This window comes from Kitasatospora sp. NPDC049285 (assembly GCF_040678815.1).
In the GTDB taxonomy this organism is placed as follows: Bacteria; Actinomycetota; Actinomycetes; order Streptomycetales; family Streptomycetaceae; genus Kitasatospora.
The window spans coordinates 38678-58842 of record NZ_JBFAQR010000026.1; the positions used below are offsets into that span (position 1 = coordinate 38678).

The following is a 20165-nucleotide window of genomic DNA, read 5'->3' on the forward strand; positions in this document are numbered from 1 at the left end:
GGACATTTGCGTCGTTTCGGCCCCTTTGGGTTCGTTTCACGACCCGCACCTGCCCTGACGACTCGTCAACCTGCGCTGACGCCAGGTCAGCCGGCCCGGACCACCCGGGTCCGGGCCGCGCGGTCGTGCCAGCCGCGCCGGGCGGAACGGTCCAGCAGCGGGGCGAGCAGACCGATCAGCACGACGGTGCCGAGGCAGCGCACCAGCCAGCGCAGCAGCGAACGGCCGACACCCGGCGGACGCGTACCGCCGGCCGCGACCACCCGGACCCGGGCCAGCCGCTTGCCGAAGGTCTGGCCGGTGCGGGCGGTCGGCAGCACCTGGTAGAGCAGCCCGAACAGCAGCAGCACCCCGAGCAGGGCGCCGAGGCGGCCGAGCACCACCTGGTCCAGCAGCAGGACCTGGGACTGGTGGCCGGTCATCCTGGCGGCCAGTTCGGCCCGTTCGACCTTCCGCTGCAGGTGCTCGATCGCCGGACCGGCCACCGGCACCGCGACGGCCGCCGCAACCACCGTGGTCACCGCCCCGTCCAGCAGCCACGCCAACGCCCGCGCCCCGAGCGCCGCGGGCACCGGGGCGGCACTCCCCCGCCGCGCTCCGGACGTGGAGCCGGGGGTGGGTCGGGTGGCGGAGCCGGTCGAGGGCTTCGACGGCGTACGGCGCGGGCGCTCAGCGGCGGACGAAGCGGCGGACGAAGCAGCGGGCGCGGGAGCGGGGGCGGGGGCGGGAGCAGCGGCAGGGGCGGTTTCGGGCTCGGGGCAGCGCGGCGGACGGACCCGTTCGCTGGTGACGTGCGCCGCGCGGGGTGCCGCGGCGGACGGCTGCTGCGACGGTTCTGCTGACGGTTCGTCAGCGGCGGTCGGCGACTCGACGCCCCACGAGACCCAGCGCGGTGCGTCGCCGGTCTCCATCAGCCCGCGCTGCGCCCGCGGATCGGCCCGCCATCCGGAGTCGGCGGACGGCTGCGGCTCCGGAAGCGACACCGGGAGCCGATCGGGCAGCGGCTCGTGCAGCGGCGCCGGACCGGCGGCCAGGCCGACCGAGTCGGGCCTGGCGGGGTCCGGTCCGGCCGCACCGTGCCAGGGCGTCCCGCCGAGCGGCTGTGCGGGCCGCGGCGCGAGCTCCTCGACGGGCGACTCGGCGCGCGACCCGGAGGGCTTCGCGAATGGCGACTCGAACGGCGACTCGAACGGCGCAAGCTCCTCGCCGAGGGTGAACGCGAACACGGCGGGCGACGCCGGCCCGGTTGCCGGCGCGGCCTCGGCGTGCGGCTGCATGTCCCCGTACGGCCCGGCGTCGGCCGGCGGCATCGCATCGCCGCCGAGCAGTCCGGCGTCGGCGTAGGGCGCCGGACTCCCGAGCAGTCCGCCGCCGGGGTACGGCTGAGCGCCGTCGTGGAGCCCTGAGTCGTGCAACCCCGAGTCGCGCAGCCCTGAGTCGTGCAGCCCGGTGTCGCTGCGGGGTGCGCTCGGCGCGAGTTCCAGCGGGCGGGCGGCGGCCTCGACCTCGCGGGCGGAGCGGAGGGCGGCAGCGGTCGCCCAGGACTCCGGGGTGGTGACCGGTTGGAGTCCGTTGCCGGCCACGGCCCAGGGCGCGGGTTCGACCGGGCGCAGCTGCTCGGATCCGGTGCGCGGGCGGAGCTCCAGGTCGCGGGGCGGCTGTAGCGGGTCCACCGGCGGCGTGCCGGGGGCGGACGCGCTCGCCGCCATGGTGAAGGCCGCGCCGGCGCCGGTCTCGTCGAGGTAGACCGGCCCGGTCTCGGTCAGCGCGGGCGCCGGGGCGGCGACGCCGGGCGGGGTGAGGTACGGCGGGGGGCTGAGGTGGCGGGCGACGAAGCGCGGGGGTTCCAGCAGCTCGCCGGGGGCGGGGGCGGCCCGGCTGGTGCCGGGGACCCAGGCGTGGCCGCCCCAGTAGCGGACGAAGCCGGGGACCGAGGGGTCGGGGTAGTAGCCGGGTCGGCCGGCCTCGCCGGGTGCGGACGCGCCGAGGGTGGTGCCACCTGGGGAGGGCCGGTCCGTCATTGCGTCTTCCTTCGTACCGGCACCGCGGCGAGCAGGCGTGCGGATGTGCGTGGGGGAGCCGCGGGCGGAGAGTCGCCGGGCAGTCACAAAGGGTAGTACCTGGACGGACCTCGTCCCCCGGGTTCACCGGAAGTCGTGGAACTCGCCGTACCCGCCAGGTCCGCGGGGGCGCGCATCCGGCCCCGTGGGGAACAACCGGGGCGGTGCGGGAAAAGTTCTGTGCGAACCCGTGTAAGAGTGCGCGGCCCTCCCCCTCTCTCCGGGTGCGGGGGCCGAACGGCGGCCCCGCGGTGCGAGGAGGGTGAGCGGTCATGGCCGGACAGTCGACGGGCGTGGTGGAGCAGGAACTGGAACTGGAACTGGTGCTGTCGCCGGAGCGCAGCGTCCCGGTGCCGGCCCGGCTGTCGTACGGGAGTCACGACCCGTTCGCGGTGTACGTGGCGTTCCACCTGGACAGCGGGACGCCGGTGACCTGGGTGTTCGCCCGGGAGCTGCTGGTGGAGGGGACGTTCCGCCCGTGCGGGCAGGGGGACGTGCGGATCTGGCCGACCCGGTCGGGGCGACGCAGCGTACTGTGCATGGCGCTGAGCTCGCCGGCCGGCGACGCGCTGCTGGAGGCGCCGCTGGCGACGGTGGCGGCCTGGCTGGAGCGGGCGCACCGGCTGGTGCCGCCGGGTGCGGAGCTGGAGGCGCTGGACCTGGACGGTTCGCTCGCCGAGCTGCTGGCGTGAGGGGCGCGGCGGAGCGGACTGCGGCGGAGCGGACTGTTCAGCGGGCCGCGGGGGCCTTCTGGGCACCGGCGCTGCCGAGCCCGTCCGGGCCGGGGCGCTGCGCGGGGACGCGCACCAGCGGGGCGCCGGCGGCGATCCGCCGGGAGCGGACCCGGAGCGCGGCGACCGCGAGGAAGCACAGGCCGAGCAGCGGGTAGACCGAGGCGGGGAGCTGGTGCAGGGCGGGCAGGTGCTGGTCGAGGTCGCCCTTGTGCGGGACGACCCACATGCCGAAGGAGAGGAAGCCGAGCACGGTCAGGGCGAGGATCGGCCGCCAGCGCAGGTGCCGGACGGCGGCCGGGCGGGAGCGCTCGTGGGCGGCCTCGGCGGCGAGCAGCACCAGCATCGGCACGCACCACACCCAGTGGTGGGTCCAGCTGATCGGGGAGATCAGGACGGCGGTGACCAGGGCGGCGCAGACGCTCCAGGCCTCGGCGCGCGGCGACCAGCGGGCGCTGCGGTGCGCCCAGGCGGCGATGGCGAGTCCGGCGACGGCGACGGCGGCGGCCAGCGCGGTGGCGGGCAGGCCGGGGTTCTCGGCGTGCAGCAGGCGGGCGACCATGCCGCGCAGTGACTGGTTGTCGACGATGACGGTCTTGCCGACCCGGGTGGAGTCGAACAGGTAGGTGGTCCAGAAGCCGCGGGTGGCGTCCGGCAGCACCAGGGCGCCGATCAGGAAGGTGCCGAGGAAGGTCGCACCGGCGACGAACGCGGCCCGAACCCGGCCGGTGATCAGCAGGTAGACGGCGAACAGGCCGGGGGTGAGCTTGATGCCCGCGGCCAGGCCGATCGCCAGGCCCTTGGTGCGGGCGCTGTCGGGGCGGGTGAGGTCCCACAGGATCAGGCAGGCCAGCGCGAGGTTGATCTGGCCGTAGCGGAGCGTGGTGAAGACCGGTTCCAGCCAGACACCCAGTCCGGTGATCAGGACCACGCCGATCGGCCGCACCTCGCGGCGGGGCCAGCCGACCAGCTTGAAGGACAGGTGGGCGAGCAGCGCGAGCAGCGCGAGGTTTCCGGCGGTGACGGCGATCCGCAGGAACGGGACGCCGAACCAGGTGGTCGGCACGAACAGCATCGCGGCGAACGGCGGGTAGGTGGCGGGCAGGTCCCACTCGGTGACCCGGATCGCGTAGAGGTCGCGGCCGTGGGCGACGGCGGCGCCCTCCGCCCGGTAGACGATCATGTCGACCATCGAGGTGCCGACGAAGTGCCGCACCGTGGCGTACGCGACCAGCGAGAGTGCGGCGAGCGCGGTGGCGGCGAGCAGCGGGCGGCGGGGGGCGGCGCGCAGGGCGGCGGCGAGGTCGGCGAGCAGCCGGGCGGGGGCGGTGAGCGGGCGGCGCCAGGCGGGTACGGGGGGCTGCGGGTCGCGCCCGGGGGGCGTCGTCCGGTCCGCTTGCACCGTGGTCACTGTCTCGCTCCGTCCGCCGTCGGCCCCCGTGGGCCAGCAGCCGACACTACCGGACCTGCCCGGATGCGCCACTGCGCGCGGTTGCCCCGGGCTCCCCTCCTCGGGCCCGGGGCAACGGCGCGCGGTGGCGGCCGACGTGCGGGGTCAGCCGGTGTAGGCGGCGAAGGCCTTGGTGAAGGCGAGCGGCTGCTGGTCGATGCTGGAGCAGGTGGCGTCGGCGTAGCCCTTGGCGCCGCCGGGGCAGGCCTTGTCGCGGGTGCCGGACCACATGGCCAGCCAGGCGAGGTGCTTGCCGCGGGCGAAGTCGGCGAGCTGGGTGGCGTCGGCGACGGTGAAGACCTCGGTGGCGACGTCGTTGACGCCGATCATCGGGGTGACCGCGGTCTTGGCCCAGGCGGTGGCGTCGTCGACGCCGAGGACGGACTTGAGCTGGGCCTGGGTGGCGGTGGCCGCGGCGATCGCGTAGGTGCCCATCCGGCCCTGGGGGTTGGGGGCGACGCCGTCGCCGAAGTCCATCGCCATGATGTTGACCGCGCCGAGCTGGACGCCCGCGGCCTTGGCGCCGGCGACCAGGTTGACGCCGTCCTGAGTGAGGCCGGTGGGCAGCGCGGGCAGGGTGAAGGAGACGTCCAGCGGGCGGCCCTTGGCGGCGGCGGTCTGCTGGAGCTGGGCGATGGCCTGGGCGCGGCGGGTGTTGGCGGCGGTGTCGGCGATCGCGCCGCCCTCGATGTCGAAGTCGAGCTTGGTGAGGCCGTAGGCGTCGATCGCCTTCTGGTAGGCGGCGGCCAGGTCGGCGGTGGAGGTGCAGGCGAGGGCGAGTTCGCTGCCGTTGGCGCCGCCGAAGGAGACCCGGACGTCGCCGCCCTTGGCCCGCAGGGCGCCGATCTGGGCGGCGACGGCGTCCGAGCCGAGGTCGGTGACGCCGCCCCACTTGGGGGTGCAGCCGCCGCCGGAGACCACGAAGGCGAGGGTGAAGTTCTTGACGCCGGTGGCGTTCGCGGTGCCGAGCAGGTCGTAGGCCGGGTAGAGCGAGGTGTCGATGTACGGCGCGAAGCGGGCGGTGCCGGCCGGGACGACGGTGCTGGTCGGTGTCGGGGTGGGGGTGGGCGCCGGGGTGGTGGGCTTGGCGCTGCTGGGGGCGGCGGTCGGCTTGGTGGCGCTGGGGCTGGGCGTGGGGGCCGGGGTCGGGGTCGCCGTGGTGGGGCGGCCGGACGGGGTGGGCGCGGGGCCGGTGCCGCCGGTGCAGGCGGTGTCGTTGATCCGGCAGTTGCCGGGTTCGGCCTGGGCGGCGCCGGCGGCCTGGACCACGAAGCCGACGTCGACGGTGTTGCCGGGCGCGAGGGAGCGGTTCCAGCTCTCCGGCTTCACGGTGACGTGCCGTCCGCTGACGGTGTAGGAGGCGTTCCACAGCGAGGAGATGCTCGCGCCGGCCGGGAGGTCGAAGCTGAGCGTCCAGTCCTGGATGGTGCCGGAGGTGGAGTTGGCGACCAGGTACTGGCCGGTGTAGCCGGACTCCCAGACGCTGGTGCGGCTGTAGGCCGCGCCGAGCGCGGCGGCGTCCGCGGACTGGGCGAGCACCGCGATCCCGGCGGCGGCCAGCACGGCGACCGTCGCGGCGCCGGCCACCAGGGGCTTGCGGCGCGGACGGCGGCGGTGGCCGGCGGATCGGGTCGGCTGGCTGCTGCTGGTCATGCTTCGGCTACCTCCGCGCAGTGGGTGAGCCGGGGACTCGCACCCGGCCGCCGTTGACGCTAGCCGTCGGCGGTGGCCGGATTTCGTCTGCTGAGGCAGCGGTAGTGGCCGCTTAGGCCGTACTTAAGGAAAAGGTCCGACACCTCGCTGCATCCCCCGCGGCGGCAGCGTTCGGCGGCGGCATCCGGTCAGTTCCGGCGGGTCGGGCGGCCGGGGCGGCGGCGCTGCTGCCGCGGCAGTTGGACCTCGGTGCGGGTGTTGAGCCGCAGTTGGATCTCGGCGCCGCCGAGGACGGCCGAGCGGCCGAGGGCGAGGTCGCCGCCGGTGGCCTCGGCGAGCTTGCGGACGATGTCCAGGCCGAGGCCTGTGGAGCCCTCGCCGCCGTGGCCCGCGCCGCGCCGGATGGCGGCGTCGGGGTCGGTGAAGCCGGGGCCGCCGTCGCCGACCAGGACGATCACCGAGTGCTCGGTCGCCAACAGGTCGACGGCGAAGGCGGTGCCGACGGCGGTGTGCCGGAAGACGTTGCCGAGCAGCGCGTCGACGGCCGCGGCCAGGTCGCCGCGCTGCACGGGGACGGGGACGGGCCGCTCGTCGCCGGCCAGTTGCCAGGGGCGGCCCTCGTCCTCGGCGAGCGCGGACCAGAAGGCGACGCGCTCGCGGATCACCTCGACGGCGTCGCAGCCGAGCGCGACCGCCGGGGCGTCGACCGGGTCGCGGCGGGCGGAGCGGATGATCTGGTCGACCTCGCGCTCCAGTTGGGCGACGGCGTGCCGGGTGGCGTCGGCGGCGTCGCCGTCGCCGAGCGAGGCGGCGTTGAGGCGCAGCACGGTGAGCGGGGTGCGCAGCCGGTGCGAGAGGTCGGCGGCGAGTTCGCGTTCGGCGGCGAGCAGGTGGACCACCCGGTCGGCCATCGCGTTGAAGGCCTGCGCGGCTTCGCGCAGTTCCTCGGGGGCGCCGGCGGCCTCGCGTCCGTCGACCGGCACCCGGACGGTGAGGTTGCCGGAGCCGAGCGAACGGGCGGCGGCGGCCAGCCGGCGGGCGGAGCGGACGATCCGGGTGCCCATCCGGTCGGCGACCGCGACGGAGACCGCGACCAGCGCGAGGGCGACGCCGGAGAGCACCAGCCATGCGGTGCCGACGCCGCGGGACAGGTCGGCGTCGGGCACGAACACCTCGACCACGGCGACCCGTCCGTTGTCGACGGCGACCGGCTGGAGCAGCGCGTAGCCGCCGGGGGCGCGGACGGTGCCGGCCCGGCCCTGCTGCTCGGCGGTGCTGAGGCCGTCCTGGTCGACCCGGGCGGTGCCGACCACCGGTCCGGCGGGCAGGTGGACGGCGAGGCGTTCCTGGGCGCCGGCGTCGGTGGAGGCCAGGGCGCGGGCGATGGCGTCCTGGTCGGTGGTGATGGCGAGGGCCGGGCCGAGCGCGGCGGCCTGGCGTTCGGCGGCGGTGAACGCCCGGTCGCGGGCGGTCTGCTGGACCATCAGGCCGAGCGGGATGAGGAACGCCAGGGCGACCATCATGGTGCCGGCGATGGCGGCCTTGATCAGCGCCCAGCGCAGTGAGCTGAGGATCCGGCTCACGTCGTGCACCCGCCCGGCCCGATCGGTGCCTCCAGTCGCACTCCGACGCCGCGGACGGTGTGCAGGTAGCGCGGGTTGGAAGCGGTTTCGCCGAGCTTGCGGCGCAGCCAGGAGAGGTGGACGTCGATGGTCTGGTCGCCGCCGTAGGTCTGCCGCCAGACCTCGGCGAGGATCTCCTTGCGCGGGACGACCACGCCGGGCCGGCCGGCCAGGAAGGCCAGCAGGTCGAACTCACGGCGGGTCAGGTCGAGCCGGCGGCCGTCGAGCAGGGCCTCGCGGCGCTGCGGGTCGATGGTCAGGCCGCCGACCCGCAGGACCTGGGGGGCCGTCAGGGCGCCGCCGCCGAGCCGGCGCAGGACGGCGGCCATCCGGGCGGTGAGGTGTTCCCCGGAGAAAGGTTTCACCAGATAGTCGTCTGCGCCGTCGTTGAGCAGCCGGACGATCTCCGCCTCGTCGTCCCGGGCGGTGGAGATGATCACCGGGACGTTGGTCAGGCCGCGGATCATCTTCAGCGCCTCGCTGCCGTCCAGGTCGGGCAGCCCGAGGTCCAGCACGACCAGGTCGCAGCCGACCTGGGCGACCTCGCGCAACGCCTCCAGCGCGGTGCCGACGGAACGTACGGCGTGGCCGCAGTCGGACAGATGGCGGATCAGGGCGGAACGTACGAAAGGGTCGTCCTCGACCACGAGCACTGTTGCCATGGGGCTGCACGGTACGCCATCACGGCGAACTGGTCTGTACCTCGGGTGGTTTAGGCCACTGGAAGACGGGCAGGTCCAGTCGCTTTCCGGCGCGCTTGCACCCTTTTTCCGCAAGGTTTCTGAGGAATGTCCGGGCCACTGACCTGGTCGTGACCTTCGTACGGCAGGATGTCCCGCGATGCGGAGCGGACTGGTAAAACTCGGCGCCTGGACGGCGGCCACCGGGGCGGCGGTGGCGCTGTCCTGGCTCGGCGTGCACGCGGTGCTGGCGGACACGGTGTTCGACGAGCCGGTGGCGGTGCCGCTGCCGACGGCGGGCACCGCGCAGACCCGGGACGCGCCGCCGCCGACGCTCGCCCCGGCCACCTCCGCGGCCGCCGACGCCACCACCGCGGCGCCGAGCCCCGACCCGGACCCCGACCCGACGCCGTCCGCGCCGAGCCGGACCCCGGCCGTGAAGCGCTCGCCGAGCCCGACCACCTCGGTGCACAGCTACCTGGTGCCGGGCGGCCGGGTGGCGCTCGACCTCCGGGCCACCGAGGCCGAGTTGGTGTCGGCGACCCCGGAGACCGGCTGGGGGATGCAGGTCTGGCACGGCGACCAGTGGATGCGGATCGACTTCTCCAAGGACGGCCGCACGTCCTCGGTCTTCGTCACCTGGAACGGCCACCCGCCGGACGTGCAGACCGTCCCGGGCTGACGGACGGCGCCGTGCGACCGCACAATGTCGGTCGAACGCCCGCCCAGTGAACGGAGCCCCGCCGTGTCCTCGCACCCCGACGCCATCGACGCGCTGGACGGCAGGCTGATCCGGCTGCTCACCGAGGAGCCGCGGATCGGGGTGCTGGAGTGCTCGCGCCGGCTGCAGGTGGCCCGCGGCACCGTGCAGGCGCGGCTGGACCGGCTGCAGGCGCGCGGGGTGATCGGCGGCTTCGGCCCGCAGGTCGACCCGGCGGCGCTCGGCTACCCGGTGACCGCCTTCGCCACGCTGGAGATCTCCCAGGGCCAGGGCGCGGACGTCCGGGCGCACCTGGCGGCGGTGCCGGAGGTGCTGGAACTGCACACCATCACCGGCCACGGCGACATGCTGGTGCGGATCGTCGCGCGCTCCAACGCGGACCTGCAGCGGGTGATCGACCGGGTGGTGGGCTTCGACGGGATCGTCCGGGCGTCCACCGCGATCGCGCTGGAGAACCCGGTGCCGTACCGGATCCTGCCGCTGGTGGCGCAGGCCACCGGGGCCTGACCGCAGACCGATTCCGGCGTTTCGGGCGTGTCTACCGTCGCCGGGCGAATATTGGCATATGCCTCTTGCTCGTGCACGCAAAGATCCCAGCCATGAGCATACGGACCGCACTCACTGAGTGCCCGCCAGCTGTCCATGCGTCAACCCGGCGGTCCCGCAAGGCCGTTCGGACCACCGAGGTGGTCCGATGAGCCGGATCACCGACGCCCCCACCCTGATCGCCTCCGCGCAGCGCGCGCTGCGCCTGCTGGAGGCCGCCGCCCGCTACCCGGCGGGCGCCACCGCCAAGCAGCTCGCCCGGGACACCGGGCTGGCCCTCGGCACCACCTACCACCTGCTGCGCACCCTGGTCCACGACGAGTACCTGGAGCGTCGTCAGGGCCTGTACCGGACGGGGCCCGCGGTCTCCGGACTCACCCGGGAGGAGAGTCCGGAGGCCGGCCGGTCCCGGCTGGACGGGCTGCTCGGCCGGCTCGCCCACGAGCTGTCCGCGGCCGTCCACTTCGCCTGGTACAAGGAGGGCGAGATCGACCTGGTCGCCGCCGCCGCGGCCCCCGGCGCACCCACCGCCGACCCGCGGCACTTCCGGGCCGGGGCGCACGCCCACGCGGCCGGCAAGACCCTGCTGGCCCTGATGTCCGCCGAGGAGCGCCGGGCCCACCTGGCCCGTTACCCGATGGTGCCGTTCACCCCGTACACCCTGCGGGAACCGGCCCACCTCCCGCTGCTGCCCCGGCAGGGACCGCAGCGGGCCGCGCCGATCACCCAGTACCAGGAGTACGCGATGGGGCTGGCCGGGGCGGCGGTGCCGATCGTGCTGGGCAGCGGGCTCGCCGCGGTGGCGGTGGGACTGCCGATGACGCAGGCGCACCGGTTACCGCAGATCGCCGCCCAACTGCGCACCAGGGTCGGTGACGACCTGGTGACCGCCGCCTTCGGACTGTAGGACCCCGCCGTACCGAGGGGTGACGCACTCGACGGCCGGGCGCACGGGGGTGCCACGCCCGGCCCGTTGCCCCGACGACCGTCGGGACGGCCGCCGTCGGCCGCGGACGACCGTCAGCAGTGCGCGACCGCGCCGCCGCTGTTCAGCGCGCCGAGCGCGGCGATCGAGTCGGCGAGGGTGTCCACCGGCACCAGCTGCAGTCCCGCCGGGGTGTTCACCTTGGCCTGGGCGCACTCGCCGCGCGGCACCAGGAACACCGTCGCGCCGTCCCGGGCCGCCGCCTGGGTCTTCAGCGGGACGCCGCCGACCTCGCCGACCCGCCCGTCCGCGTCCACCGTCCCGGTGCCGGCCACGATCCTGCCGCCGGTCAGGTCCCCGCCCTTGCCGTCGCCCGCCAGCTTGTCCACGATGCCCAGCGCCAGCATCTGCCCCGCGCTCGGGCCGCCGATGTCGCCGAGGTCGATGACCACCTTCACCTGCGCGGGCGAGAGGTGCAGGTAGCCGAGCGCGGCCAGCGTGGCACTGTCCTGGGACTCGGTCATCTGCTGCTCCGTCACCTGCTGCGCCTTGTCCGGGTCGCTCTGCGGGTAGACCTGCTCGGTGGGGACGACCGCCTGCTTGGGGTCGGTCCACGCCAGCAGCGAGTCCCACAGGCTGTTGCGCTCGCCCGGGTTGGTGGCCGAGATGGTGACCGCCCGCAGCTGCCCCGTGGTGGCGCGCACCGGGGCACCGGTGATGGTGATCACCTGGCGGCCCTGGTACTGGCCCAGCGTGTCCGCGGTGACGCCGGGCGACTCCAGCGTGTACGGCAGCGGGACGAACGCGGCCACCGCGAACAGCGCCACCACCGGCAGGGCGCACAGCGTCAGCGCACGGGTCTTCGGGGAGATCGCCGAGGGCCGCTTCGCGACCGGGGGCTGCTGCTTGGTTTCGGACACACCGGCATCCAAACACACCGCGGGCGCCGCCGAGGACGCCCAGTCGGATCAGCGCAGCGCGTCGGCGACCTCGGTGGCCGCCTCCACCACGCGCGGGCCGACCCGCTCCGGGACCAGGCCGTTGAGCATCACCACGCCGACGCTGCCCTCGATGCCGCTCAGCCCGAGCAGGGCCGCCGCGGCACCGCTGGCCCCGGACTGCTCCTCCGCACGGGTGATCACGAAACCCTGGTCGGGACGGCGCTGGCCGGGGAAGGCGCGGGCCTCCAGGATCGCCCGGCCGGCCGCGCTCTCGCTGAGCGGGTGGCGCAGGCCGGTGCGGTAGGCGACGTGGAAGTCGGTCCAGGTCGGCTCGACCACGGCGACGGCCAGCGCCTCGTTGCCGTCCACCAGGGTCAGGTGGGCGGTGGCGCCGAGGTCCTCGGCGAGCGAGCGCAGCGCGGGCAGCGCCGCCTCGCGCAGCAGCGGGTGGACCCGGTGGGCGAGCCGCAGCACGCCGAGGCCGACCCGGGCCCGGCCGCCGATGTCGCGGCGCACCAGGCCGTGCTGCTCCAGGGTGGCCAGCAGCCGGTAGACGACGGTGCGGTTCACGGCCAGCCGGGCGGCCAGCTCGGTCACCGTCAGCCCGCGCTCGGAATCGGCGAGCAGTTTCAGTACCCGGACACCCCTGTCCAGGGTCTGGGAGGTCTCAGCAGTCACGACGCGCCTGGTCCTTTCCGCGGCGAGGCCGACCCTACGACACAACTGCCGTGGGACGAACCGGATTTGAGCGCGCGCAGGGGGGTGTCCGCGCGGGAGTCCGCGCCTCGGCGACGTCGACAAGGGCACAGAGCTCCGCGGCACTCTCCCGGGCTACGGGGTGGGGCCCGATCGAGTGTGGGGAGACGCTAGTGAACCGGGGGTGTACAGCGGAAGTGGTTGTCCAAAATCCGATCTGTTTCGACGCGTTTTCGAGATGTGATACAGGACAAAACCACCCATTTACCCGGCCCTGAACCGCGCACCAGTTCGAGAGTGTTCCGGAGTCCGGACACCGGCTCCCGGGCTGGCCGAGAAGTGACGGTTCTTCAGGGGCGCCGGGTCTCAGCCCTGGGTCGCCCACTCCCGGATCCGGCCGATCCGCGCCTTCAGCTGGTTGGCGGTGGCCTGCGCGGTGAGCGGGCCGCCGCACTGCCGGCGCAGCTCGTTGTGGATGGTGCCGTGCGGCTGGTCGGTGCGGTGGTGCCAGGCGGCGACCAGCGCGTTCAGCTCCTTGCGCAGCTCCCGCAGCTCCTGGTGGGTGACCACCGGCCGCTCCTCGGCGGGCAGCTCCAGCAGGTCGGCCTCCTCGGCGGGCTTGGCCTTGGAGCGCTGGATCTGGCGGTGCTGGCGTTTCTGCAGCAGCATCTGCACCTGGTCCGGCTCCAGCAGGCCCGGGATGCCGAGGTAGTCCTCCTCCTCCTCGCTGCCCGGGTGCGCCTGCATGCCGAACTCCATGGCGTTGTACAGCACCCGGTCGAAGACCGCGTCGCTGCCCAGCGCCTCGTAGGAGAACTCCTCGGTGCCGCCGTCCGCCTCGTCCTTGGTCTTCTCGGCCTCGGCGAGCAGCCGGTCCTCCTCGTCGAAGAGGCCCTCGCCCTCCTTCTTCGGGCGGTCCAGCACGTGGTCGCGCTGCAGCTCCATCTCGTTGGCGAAGCCGAGCAGCATCGGGATGGTCGGCAGGAAGACCGAGGCGGTCTCGCCGCGCTTGCGGGCACGCACGAAGCGGCCGACGGCCTGGGCGAAGAACAGCGGGGTGGAGATCGAGGTGGCGTACACGCCGACGCACAGCCGCGGCACGTCGACGCCCTCGGACACCATGCGCACCGCGACCATCCAGCGCGAGGTGCCCTCGGCGAAGTCGGAGATCCGCTTGGACGCCTCGGCCTCGTCGGAGAGCACCAGCGTGACCTTCTCGCCGGAGATCTCGCGCAGCAGCTTGGCGTAGGCGCGGGCCACCGTCTGGTCGGTGGCGATCACCAGGCCGCCGGCGTCCGGGATGGCCTTGCGGACCTCGGACAGCCGCCGGTCGGCCGCCTGCAGCACGGCCGGGATCCACTCGCCCTGCGGGGCCAGCGCGGTGCGCCAGGCCTGGGCGATCAGGTCCTTGGTCATCGGCTCGCCGAGCCGCGCCTCCAGCTCGTCGCCGGCCTTGGTGCGCCAGCGCATGTTGCCCGAGTAGCTGAGGAAGATCACCGGGCGGACCACGTGGTCGGAGAGCGCGTGCCCGTAGCCGTAGGTGTAGTCGGCGACCGACTTGCGGATGCCGTCGCCGCCCGCCTCGTACTGGACGAACGGGATCGGGTTGGTGTCCGAGCGGAACGGCGTGCCGGTCAGGGCGAGCCGCCGGGTGGCGGGCTCGAAGGCCTCGAAGCAGGCCTCGCCCCAGGACTTCGAGTCACCGGCGTGGTGGATCTCGTCCAGGATCACCAGCGTCTTGCGGGCCTCGGTCCGGTTGCGGTGCAGCATCGGGTTCACCCCGACGCCCGCGTAGGTCACCACGATGCCCTGGTAGTCCTTGGACAGCGGGCCCGAGGAGTACGCCGGGTCCAGCCGGATCCCTATCCGGGCGGCGGCCTCGGCCCACTGCTTCTTCAGGTGCTCGGTGGGCGCGACCACGGTGATCTGCTGCACAAGGTGGTTGTGCAGCAGGTACGAGGCCAGGGTCAGCGCGAAGGTGGTCTTGCCGGCGCCCGGGGTGGCGACCGCCAGGAAGTCCCGCGGCTGGCTCTCGATGTACCGGTCCAGCGCACCCTGCTGCCAGGCCCGCAGCTTGCCCGCGGTACCCCAGGGGGCACGGCCCGGGAAGGCCGGGGAGAGGTGGGTGGCGGCGGACGTCCCGGCGGGCCGGGGATGGGCGGCGTCCGCGTGCGAGAACAGCGGGGACATCGAGGAGGAGGCGGCGGTAGTCACGGTCTCCGAACAGGGTCGTCGCAGGTCAGAGCCGGTATTCGGCCCCGATCCCGCGGTCGGCGGGCAGGCGTGGAACCCGCCCAGCCTAGCCCGTCCCCGCAGCCGGACGGGGGCCACGGCACGCCCCTGTGGCGCGCGTCCCATTCCGGCTGACCACCCGTCAGCGCCTCGCCACCGCGACCGCGCCGGGCGACAACTCGTTCGACCCGCCGCCGCGGACCGCCGCCTCCCCGTCCGCCTCGGACCCACCCCGACGCCCGCCCGGCCGAGCATGACGCAGATCACATCAGGAAGTCCGGAAACGGGCGTAATCACTTCGTCCACTTTCGACTCTTCAGTAGCAGGAGTCGGCACCGGCCACTCCCGCATTCGCACGCCCCCGGAAGGAAACGCCGTGTACGCAGTGCCCGCGGTGGTCGAGCACACCACCCACGCCCGTCTGATCGTCACGACCCACCGCACCGCCCGGCTCCGGGTGACCCTGCGCTACCGGTCGGACGATCCGCTGGCGGTCGCCATGCTGTTCCCGGCCGAGTACGCCCTGGACGCCGTGGACACCGACCCGCTCGAACCCTTCGACGCACTCGAACCCGCCGACGGCCCGGTGCTCGACGGGCCCCCGCCACCCGCCGAGATCACCTGGGTGTTCGCCCGCCACCTGCTCGCCACCGGCCTGGACCTGCCCAGCGGCGAGGGCGACGTGCACATCCGCCCGGCACTCGGCGGGCGCACCATGGTCGAACTGCGTTCCCCCGGGGGCGTCGCCCTGCTCCAGTTCGACGGCGAGGCGCTGCGCCGCTTCCTGTGGAGCAGCTACCTCACCGTGCCGGAGGGCCAGGAGCTACGGCACCTGGACGCCGACCGGGCGCTCGCCGAACTGCTCGCCTGACCGCCGGGCCGCCAGCGCACGTCAGTCCTTCCCGGTGCGCACCAGGTGCGCGTAGACCACCACGTTGCCGTCGTACCCGCCCCCATGGGTGTACGAGCCTCCGCAGGTGATCAGCCGCAGCTGGGAGTCCGGGGTCGCCGAGTACACCTTGGCGTCCGGGAAGTCCTGCTTCGGGTAGACCTCGACGCCGTCCACCTGGAACCAGGCGGTGGCCCGGTCGGCCCGGGCGATCTCCAGCTGGTCGCCGCGGCGCAGCGCGCCCAGCCGGTAGAACACCGCCGGGCCGTGCGCGTTGTCCACGTGCCCGGCCAGGATCGCCGCCCCGCTGGAGCCCGGCGCGGCGCCGTCCCGGTACCACCCCGCCAGGTTCCGGTCGGCGTCCGGCGGCGGCTGCAGCCGGCCCTGCGCGTCCAGCGCCAGCCGGGCCACCGGGGCGTCCACCCCCAGCACCGGGATCCGGATCCGCACCGGCGGCGAGGGCGGCAACGGCGGGACGACCGGCCCCACCGGCGTCCCGTCGTACGCCTGCGCGATGCCCGGCGCGGGCGGCAGCGCCCCCAGCCCGCCGTTCAGCAACCAGGCCCCCAGGACGATCGCACCCCCCGCCGCCACCGCCCCCGACCACCGCCCGCCCACCACACCACCTCCCGCCCGCCCACCGACCACGACCCGCCCAGTCAACCCACGCCCACCACCCCCAGCACCCCCGCAAGCCCCTCCGGGTGACACCCCCTCAGCCAAGCGACCCGCCCGCCGCGCGCAGCACACGGCCTCCGGCCGGAAGGCGGGAAGCACGACCGTCCGGCCCGGCGCCCCGCGAAGCTCATCGCAAGCTCCTCCCGCCGCGCGCAGCGCGCGTTGCGGGTGTCAGTCGCGGAGCTCCCCCAGCGTGGTGCGGCGGCCGCGGAGGCGGGGGCGGGTCAGGAAGCCCTCGGCCAGGGCGTTGGCGAGGCCGATCGCGGGGAGTTCGGAGGGCTTGTCGTAGAGCACGAAGCGCGGCTCCCAGCTGGGCCGGTAGCGGGCGTTGGCCCGGTAGAGGGATTCCAGCTGCCACCAGCGGGAGAGGAAGCGGAGCACCCCCCGCCACAGTCTCAGGACCGGCCCGGCGCCCAGGCGTTCCTCGAAGACCTCGCGGAACATCGCGAAGTTCAGCGAGACCCGGGCCACCCCGGCCAGCGGCTCCGCCCCTTCGCGGGCGCGTTCGAGCAGCTCGGCGACGGTGTGCTCGACCAGGCCGTGGTCGGACTCCCGGTCGCGTCGCATCAGGTCGAGCGACAGCCCGTCGGACCCCCAGGGGACGAAGGAGAGCAGCGCGGCGGTGCGGCCGTTCTCGTCTCGGCACTCGGCCATCAGGCAGTCGCCGTCGGCGGGGTCGGCGAGCCGGCCGAGGGCCATCGAGAAGCCGCGATCGGTGCGGCCGTGCCGCCACGCGTCGGCGAGCCGGACCAGCGCGGTGAACTCGTCGGGCGGGATGTCGCGGTGACGGCGGATCACCACCTGGTACCCGGCCCGGGCGACCCGGCGGCTGGTCTGGCGCAGGCCGCGCATGTCCCGCCCGGCCAGCGTGAAGCCGGCGGTGTCGACCACCGCCTCGTCGCCGAGGTGCAGGGCGCGCAGGCCGGCCACCCGGGCGTAGACGGTGCCGCCCTGCTCGCCGGCGCCGGTGACGGCGGGGATCCAGGCGTGCGCGCGGGCCTGCCGGTGCCAGTCCTCGATCGCCTGCGGCCAGGCCTCGGGGTCGCCGAGCGGGTCGCCGGAGGCCAGCGCCACGCCGTTGACCACCCGGTAGGCGACGGCGGCCTTGCCGCTCTGCGACCAGACGACCGACTTGTCGCGGCGCAGCGCGAAGTAGCCGAGCGAGTCGCGGCCGCCCTGCCGGGCGAGCAGCTGACGCAGTCTCAGCTCGTCCTCGGGGCTCTGCTGGTCCGTGCCGCGCGGGGAGCGCAGCAGGATCCGCAGGGTGAGCAGCAGCAGCGCCGTGCCGAGCAGGTTGACGGCGACGTCGATCCAGCGCGGCACGTCGACGTCGCTGAGTTGGACGACCCCCGAGAGGGTGACCAGGCGCAGCAGTACGTAGCCGACGGCCTCGCCCCAGCTCGGGACGCCGTCGGCGTGGCTGAGCCGGACGGCGAGTGCGCCGAGGAAGGTGAGTGCGGCGCCGCCGAGCAGCAGGACGGCGGCGGCGAGCGACAGGTTGCCGCGCCCGCCGCGGACCCGGAAGGCGGCGCGGCCCAGCCACAGGACGACCAGCAGGGCCAGGGTGACCGCGGTGGAGACCCAGTTGAACGGGTGGGCGCGGTACTCGGGGAAGCCCAGTGCGAGGGCGTAGACGGCGACGTGCAGTGCGGTCAGCGCGAGCGCGGTCAGCCAGGCGGCGCGCTTGCGGCGGCGCAGCATCACGGCGAGCAGCCCGGCCAGCAGTGCGGTGGTGAAGCCGGAGGTGACCAGGACCGGGGTGAAGTACTCGCCGCGGTTGGCCCGGTCGACCTGTTCGCGGAACGGCACCACGACCGCGCCGACCAGGTTGAGCAGGGTGGCGATCCGCAGGTACCACTGGGCGACCTCGGCGCAGCGCAGCCGCCAGCCGGGGACGGGGAGTTCGACCGCGGGCTCGGGCGCCGGGGCCGGCACGGGTTCGGCGACCGGGACGGCGACGGGCGGCGCCGCGGCGTCGACTCCGGCGTCGGGCCGGCCGGCACCGGTGTCGGGGCTGCCGGCCACCAGGTCGTAGGCGGCGGTCTTGGCGGCGACCAGCCGGCGGTGGATGCGGTCCTCGCGGCGTTCGGCGCGGGCCATCCGGCGCGGCCGCGAGCGGTAGCGCCAGCGCGCCCACGGGCTGCCGGGGCGGGCCAGCCGGACGGCCCCGACCAGGGCGACCGGCCACAGCATGATGCCGAGCAGCCCGGTCCAGGTCTTGCCCTTGAGCAGGCTGACCACCACCAGGGCGAACAGCACCGCCGCCCCGGCCAGGGTGGGGCCGTCCGGGTGGGAGATGAAGCCGCCGAGCGGGAGTTCGCCGATCAGCAGCAGGCCGATCACCGCCACCGCCAGCACCACCGCGTCCACCGAGGTACGGCCCTGCTCGCTCCAGTAGACGTCCTTCAGGTGCAGCACCAGGGCGAACTCGTCCAGCACCAGGCCGCACCCGACGCCGAAGCCGAAGCCCAGCAGGTTCCACCAGGCGCCGCCGTCGCCCCGGATGGCGAACGCCGACACGCCGCAGATCAGCAGCAGCGCCTGCCCGAACACCACGTGGTGGATGTGCAGGCCGCCGGGGGTGACGTTCCCCGGCCACCAGCGGACCTGCGCCCGGATCATCCGGGTGGAGAAGCGGATGGACAGGAACGACAGGACCAGACCGAGCAGCAGCAGGAACAGCGGCTCCCGGCCGGTCTCCACGATCCGTTGCCGGTAGGCGTCGAGAAGCGACTGCCACATGGGCGGGTGGGACCTCCGTGTCGGGGTGGCGGGCGGTGGACGGGTCCGGGGCGGTGGTGCCATCTGACGCCAGGTCAACTGCCTGACGCCAGCGCCGCTCCGTACACCGTGCGCCGAACAGGTGAGCGTGTGGCCTGCCGCTCCCCCGGTCATCCGTACACCTGGCCGTGATTACCGGCGTGCCGCCCCGACCCGTGCCATGCTGAGCCGGACTCCCCCGGACGACGCATCACTCATTTCATCTGATGGACCGTCCCTCCGGCCGGTTGACTTCGCTTACTCCCTGGTGAACGGATGTGAGACATGGACGCCCTGTCCCGCAGGACGCTGCTGGCCGCCGGTGCCGCGACCGCCGCCTCGCTGGCCGCCGGATGCTCCGGCGCCAAGGGGAGCGGGGGTGAGCAGGCCGGCCCGCCCGCCCAGGCCGACGGACTGTCGGCCAGCGGCAGCCCGAGCGCCGTCCCCAAGCCGCCGGCCGCGCTGATCGGCGACGGCTCCACCTCCGACACCGGCCCGCAGCCCGGCCAGCCGAAGGCCGAACCGCTGGAACCCGGGCAGCGCCCGCCGCAGTTCGTGGTCTTCTCATGGGACGGCGCCGGCGAGCTGGACAACAAGCTGTTCAGCCGGTTCCGGCAGCTCGCCAAGGACCACAACGCCTCGATGACGTTCTTCCTCAGCGGCATCTACACCCTGCCGGAGTCGAAGAAGTCGATGTACCGCCCGCCGCAGCACCCGGTCGGCGCCTCCGACATCGGCTACCTGGCGGACAATCACGTCCGCGACACCATCGAGCAGATCAGCGCGGCCTGGCTGGAGGGCCACGAGATCGGCACCCACTTCAACGGCCACTTCTGCGGCCCGACCGGCGGCGGCCGCTGGTCGGCCGAGGACTGGGACAGCGAGATCCAGCAGGCGATGGACTTCGTCATGAACTGGAAGACCAACACCGGCATCACCGACCTGCCCGCGCTGCCCTTCGACTACCGCAAGGAGCTGATCGGCGGCCGCACCCCCTGCTTGGAGGGCCAGCGCGGACTGCTGCCGACCGCCGCCAAGCGCAACTGGAAGTACGACTCCTCCGGCCCCGGCGGGCTGCAGGTCTGGCCGCAGAAGTTCGCCGGCGGCCAGCTGTGGGACATGCCGCTGCAGTCCATCCCGTTCCCCGGGCACAGCTTCCAGGTGCTCTCGATGGACTACAACATCATGTACAACCAGTCCGGCAACAACACCAAGGCCGACCCGGGCCAGCACGGCTTCTGGCAGACCCAGGCCCGCGACTCCTACCTCAACGGCTTCAACCGCGCCTACAACTCCAACCGCGCGCCGTTCATCATCGGCAACCACTTCGAGCAGTGGAACGGCGGCATCTACATGAACGCCGTCGAGGAGACCCTGAAGCAGATCGCCGACAAGCCCGAGGTCCGGATGGTCTCCTTCCGCCAACTGGTCGAGTGGCTGGAGGTCCAGGACCCGGCGGTGCTGCGCAAGCTCCAGGCGCTCGCCCCCGGCGAGTCCCCGATGGGCGGCTGGAACGGCTACCTCGGCGGCGCGGGCACCAGCGCCTCCGCCCCCGCCTCCGCGGCCGCGAAGGTCTGACCC

The 20165-nt window shown here is 74.2% G+C and carries 16 protein-coding genes; 6 read left to right on the forward strand and 10 right to left on the reverse strand.

The features are described 5' to 3' along the window. Window positions 1–86: 86 nt before the first annotated feature. Window positions 87–2021: an RDD family protein gene (locus AB0K51_RS18550; RefSeq protein WP_363456223.1), complete on the reverse strand. Its 1935-nt coding sequence runs from the start codon at window positions 2019–2021 to the stop codon at window positions 87–89. A gap of 311 nt (window positions 2022–2332) precedes the next feature. Between AB0K51_RS18550 and AB0K51_RS18555 the strand changes: the two genes are divergently transcribed. Beyond that, window positions 2333–2752: an SsgA family sporulation/cell division regulator gene (locus tag AB0K51_RS18555; protein WP_363456226.1), complete on the forward strand. Its 420-nt coding sequence runs from the start codon at window positions 2333–2335 to the stop codon at window positions 2750–2752. Window positions 2753–2789: 37 nt separating this feature from the next. On the opposite strand, the gene AB0K51_RS18560 is transcribed toward AB0K51_RS18555, so the two are convergent. From AB0K51_RS18560 to AB0K51_RS18575, 4 genes are all read right to left on the reverse strand, one after another. Continuing rightward, a complete protein-coding gene (locus tag AB0K51_RS18560; protein ID WP_363456229.1) occupies window positions 2790–4202 on the reverse strand; it encodes a glycosyltransferase 87 family protein in 1413 nt (470 codons plus the stop codon). A gap of 144 nt (window positions 4203–4346) precedes the next feature. Then, on the reverse strand, window positions 4347–5894 hold the full coding sequence (locus AB0K51_RS18565) for a cellulose binding domain-containing protein (protein ID WP_363456232.1): 1548 nt from the start codon (window positions 5892–5894) through the stop codon (window positions 4347–4349). A gap of 188 nt (window positions 5895–6082) precedes the next feature. Continuing rightward, window positions 6083–7456, reverse strand: coding sequence for a HAMP domain-containing sensor histidine kinase (locus tag AB0K51_RS18570; RefSeq protein ID WP_363456330.1), 1374 nt, complete (start codon window positions 7454–7456; stop codon window positions 6083–6085). A gap of 17 nt (window positions 7457–7473) precedes the next feature. Next, a complete protein-coding gene (locus AB0K51_RS18575; protein ID WP_363456235.1) occupies window positions 7474–8178 on the reverse strand; it encodes a response regulator transcription factor in 705 nt (234 codons plus the stop codon). A gap of 178 nt (window positions 8179–8356) precedes the next feature. Between AB0K51_RS18575 and AB0K51_RS18580 the strand changes: the two genes are divergently transcribed. The 3 genes from AB0K51_RS18580 to AB0K51_RS18590 all read left to right on the forward strand — a co-directional run bounded on the left by AB0K51_RS18580 (window position 8357) and on the right by AB0K51_RS18590 (window position 10370). Next, entirely contained in the window at window positions 8357–8878 is a 522-nt protein-coding gene (locus tag AB0K51_RS18580; protein ID WP_363456238.1) for a hypothetical protein, read from the forward strand. Between the two features lie 63 nt (window positions 8879–8941). Next, on the forward strand, window positions 8942–9424 hold the full coding sequence (locus tag AB0K51_RS18585) for an Lrp/AsnC family transcriptional regulator (RefSeq protein ID WP_363456241.1): 483 nt from the start codon (window positions 8942–8944) through the stop codon (window positions 9422–9424). A 187-nt stretch (window positions 9425–9611) separates the two neighbouring features. Then, a complete protein-coding gene (locus AB0K51_RS18590) occupies window positions 9612–10370 on the forward strand; it encodes a helix-turn-helix domain-containing protein (protein ID WP_363456244.1) in 759 nt (252 codons plus the stop codon). A 113-nt stretch (window positions 10371–10483) separates the two neighbouring features. Here AB0K51_RS18590 and AB0K51_RS18595 read toward each other — a convergent pair whose 3' ends face one another. The 3 genes from AB0K51_RS18595 to AB0K51_RS18605 form a co-directional block, all read right to left on the reverse strand. Continuing rightward, the gene (locus tag AB0K51_RS18595; RefSeq protein WP_363456247.1) at window positions 10484–11308 is read right to left on the reverse strand and encodes a hypothetical protein; all 825 of its coding nucleotides are present in this window, start codon (window positions 11306–11308) and stop codon (window positions 10484–10486) included. A 48-nt stretch (window positions 11309–11356) separates the two neighbouring features. Next, complete coding sequence (locus tag AB0K51_RS18600; protein WP_363456250.1) at window positions 11357–12007, reverse strand: helix-turn-helix domain-containing protein; 651 nt, start codon at window positions 12005–12007, stop codon at window positions 11357–11359. A 384-nt stretch (window positions 12008–12391) separates the two neighbouring features. Then, window positions 12392–14215 carry a DEAD/DEAH box helicase gene (locus AB0K51_RS18605; RefSeq protein ID WP_363456333.1) on the reverse strand — a complete coding sequence of 608 codons (1824 nt, stop codon included), beginning with the start codon at window positions 14213–14215 and terminating at the stop codon, window positions 12392–12394. Window positions 14216–14633: 418 nt separating this feature from the next. Here AB0K51_RS18605 and AB0K51_RS18610 point away from each other — a divergent pair, with 418 nt between their 5' ends. Then, entirely contained in the window at window positions 14634–15128 is a 495-nt protein-coding gene (locus AB0K51_RS18610) for an SsgA family sporulation/cell division regulator (protein WP_363456253.1), read from the forward strand. A gap of 21 nt (window positions 15129–15149) precedes the next feature. On the opposite strand, the gene AB0K51_RS18615 is transcribed toward AB0K51_RS18610, so the two are convergent. Both AB0K51_RS18615 and AB0K51_RS18620 read right to left on the reverse strand, forming a co-directional pair. Beyond that, window positions 15150–15764 carry a class F sortase gene (locus tag AB0K51_RS18615; RefSeq protein ID WP_363456336.1) on the reverse strand — a complete coding sequence of 205 codons (615 nt, stop codon included), beginning with the start codon at window positions 15762–15764 and terminating at the stop codon, window positions 15150–15152. A 231-nt stretch (window positions 15765–15995) separates the two neighbouring features. After that, window positions 15996–18566 carry a phosphatidylglycerol lysyltransferase domain-containing protein gene (locus AB0K51_RS18620; protein WP_363456256.1) on the reverse strand — a complete coding sequence of 857 codons (2571 nt, stop codon included), beginning with the start codon at window positions 18564–18566 and terminating at the stop codon, window positions 15996–15998. A gap of 303 nt (window positions 18567–18869) precedes the next feature. Between AB0K51_RS18620 and AB0K51_RS18625 the strand changes: the two genes are divergently transcribed. Further along, the gene (locus tag AB0K51_RS18625) at window positions 18870–20162 is read left to right on the forward strand and encodes a hypothetical protein (RefSeq protein WP_363456259.1); all 1293 of its coding nucleotides are present in this window, start codon (window positions 18870–18872) and stop codon (window positions 20160–20162) included. Window positions 20163–20165 lie beyond the last annotated feature (3 nt).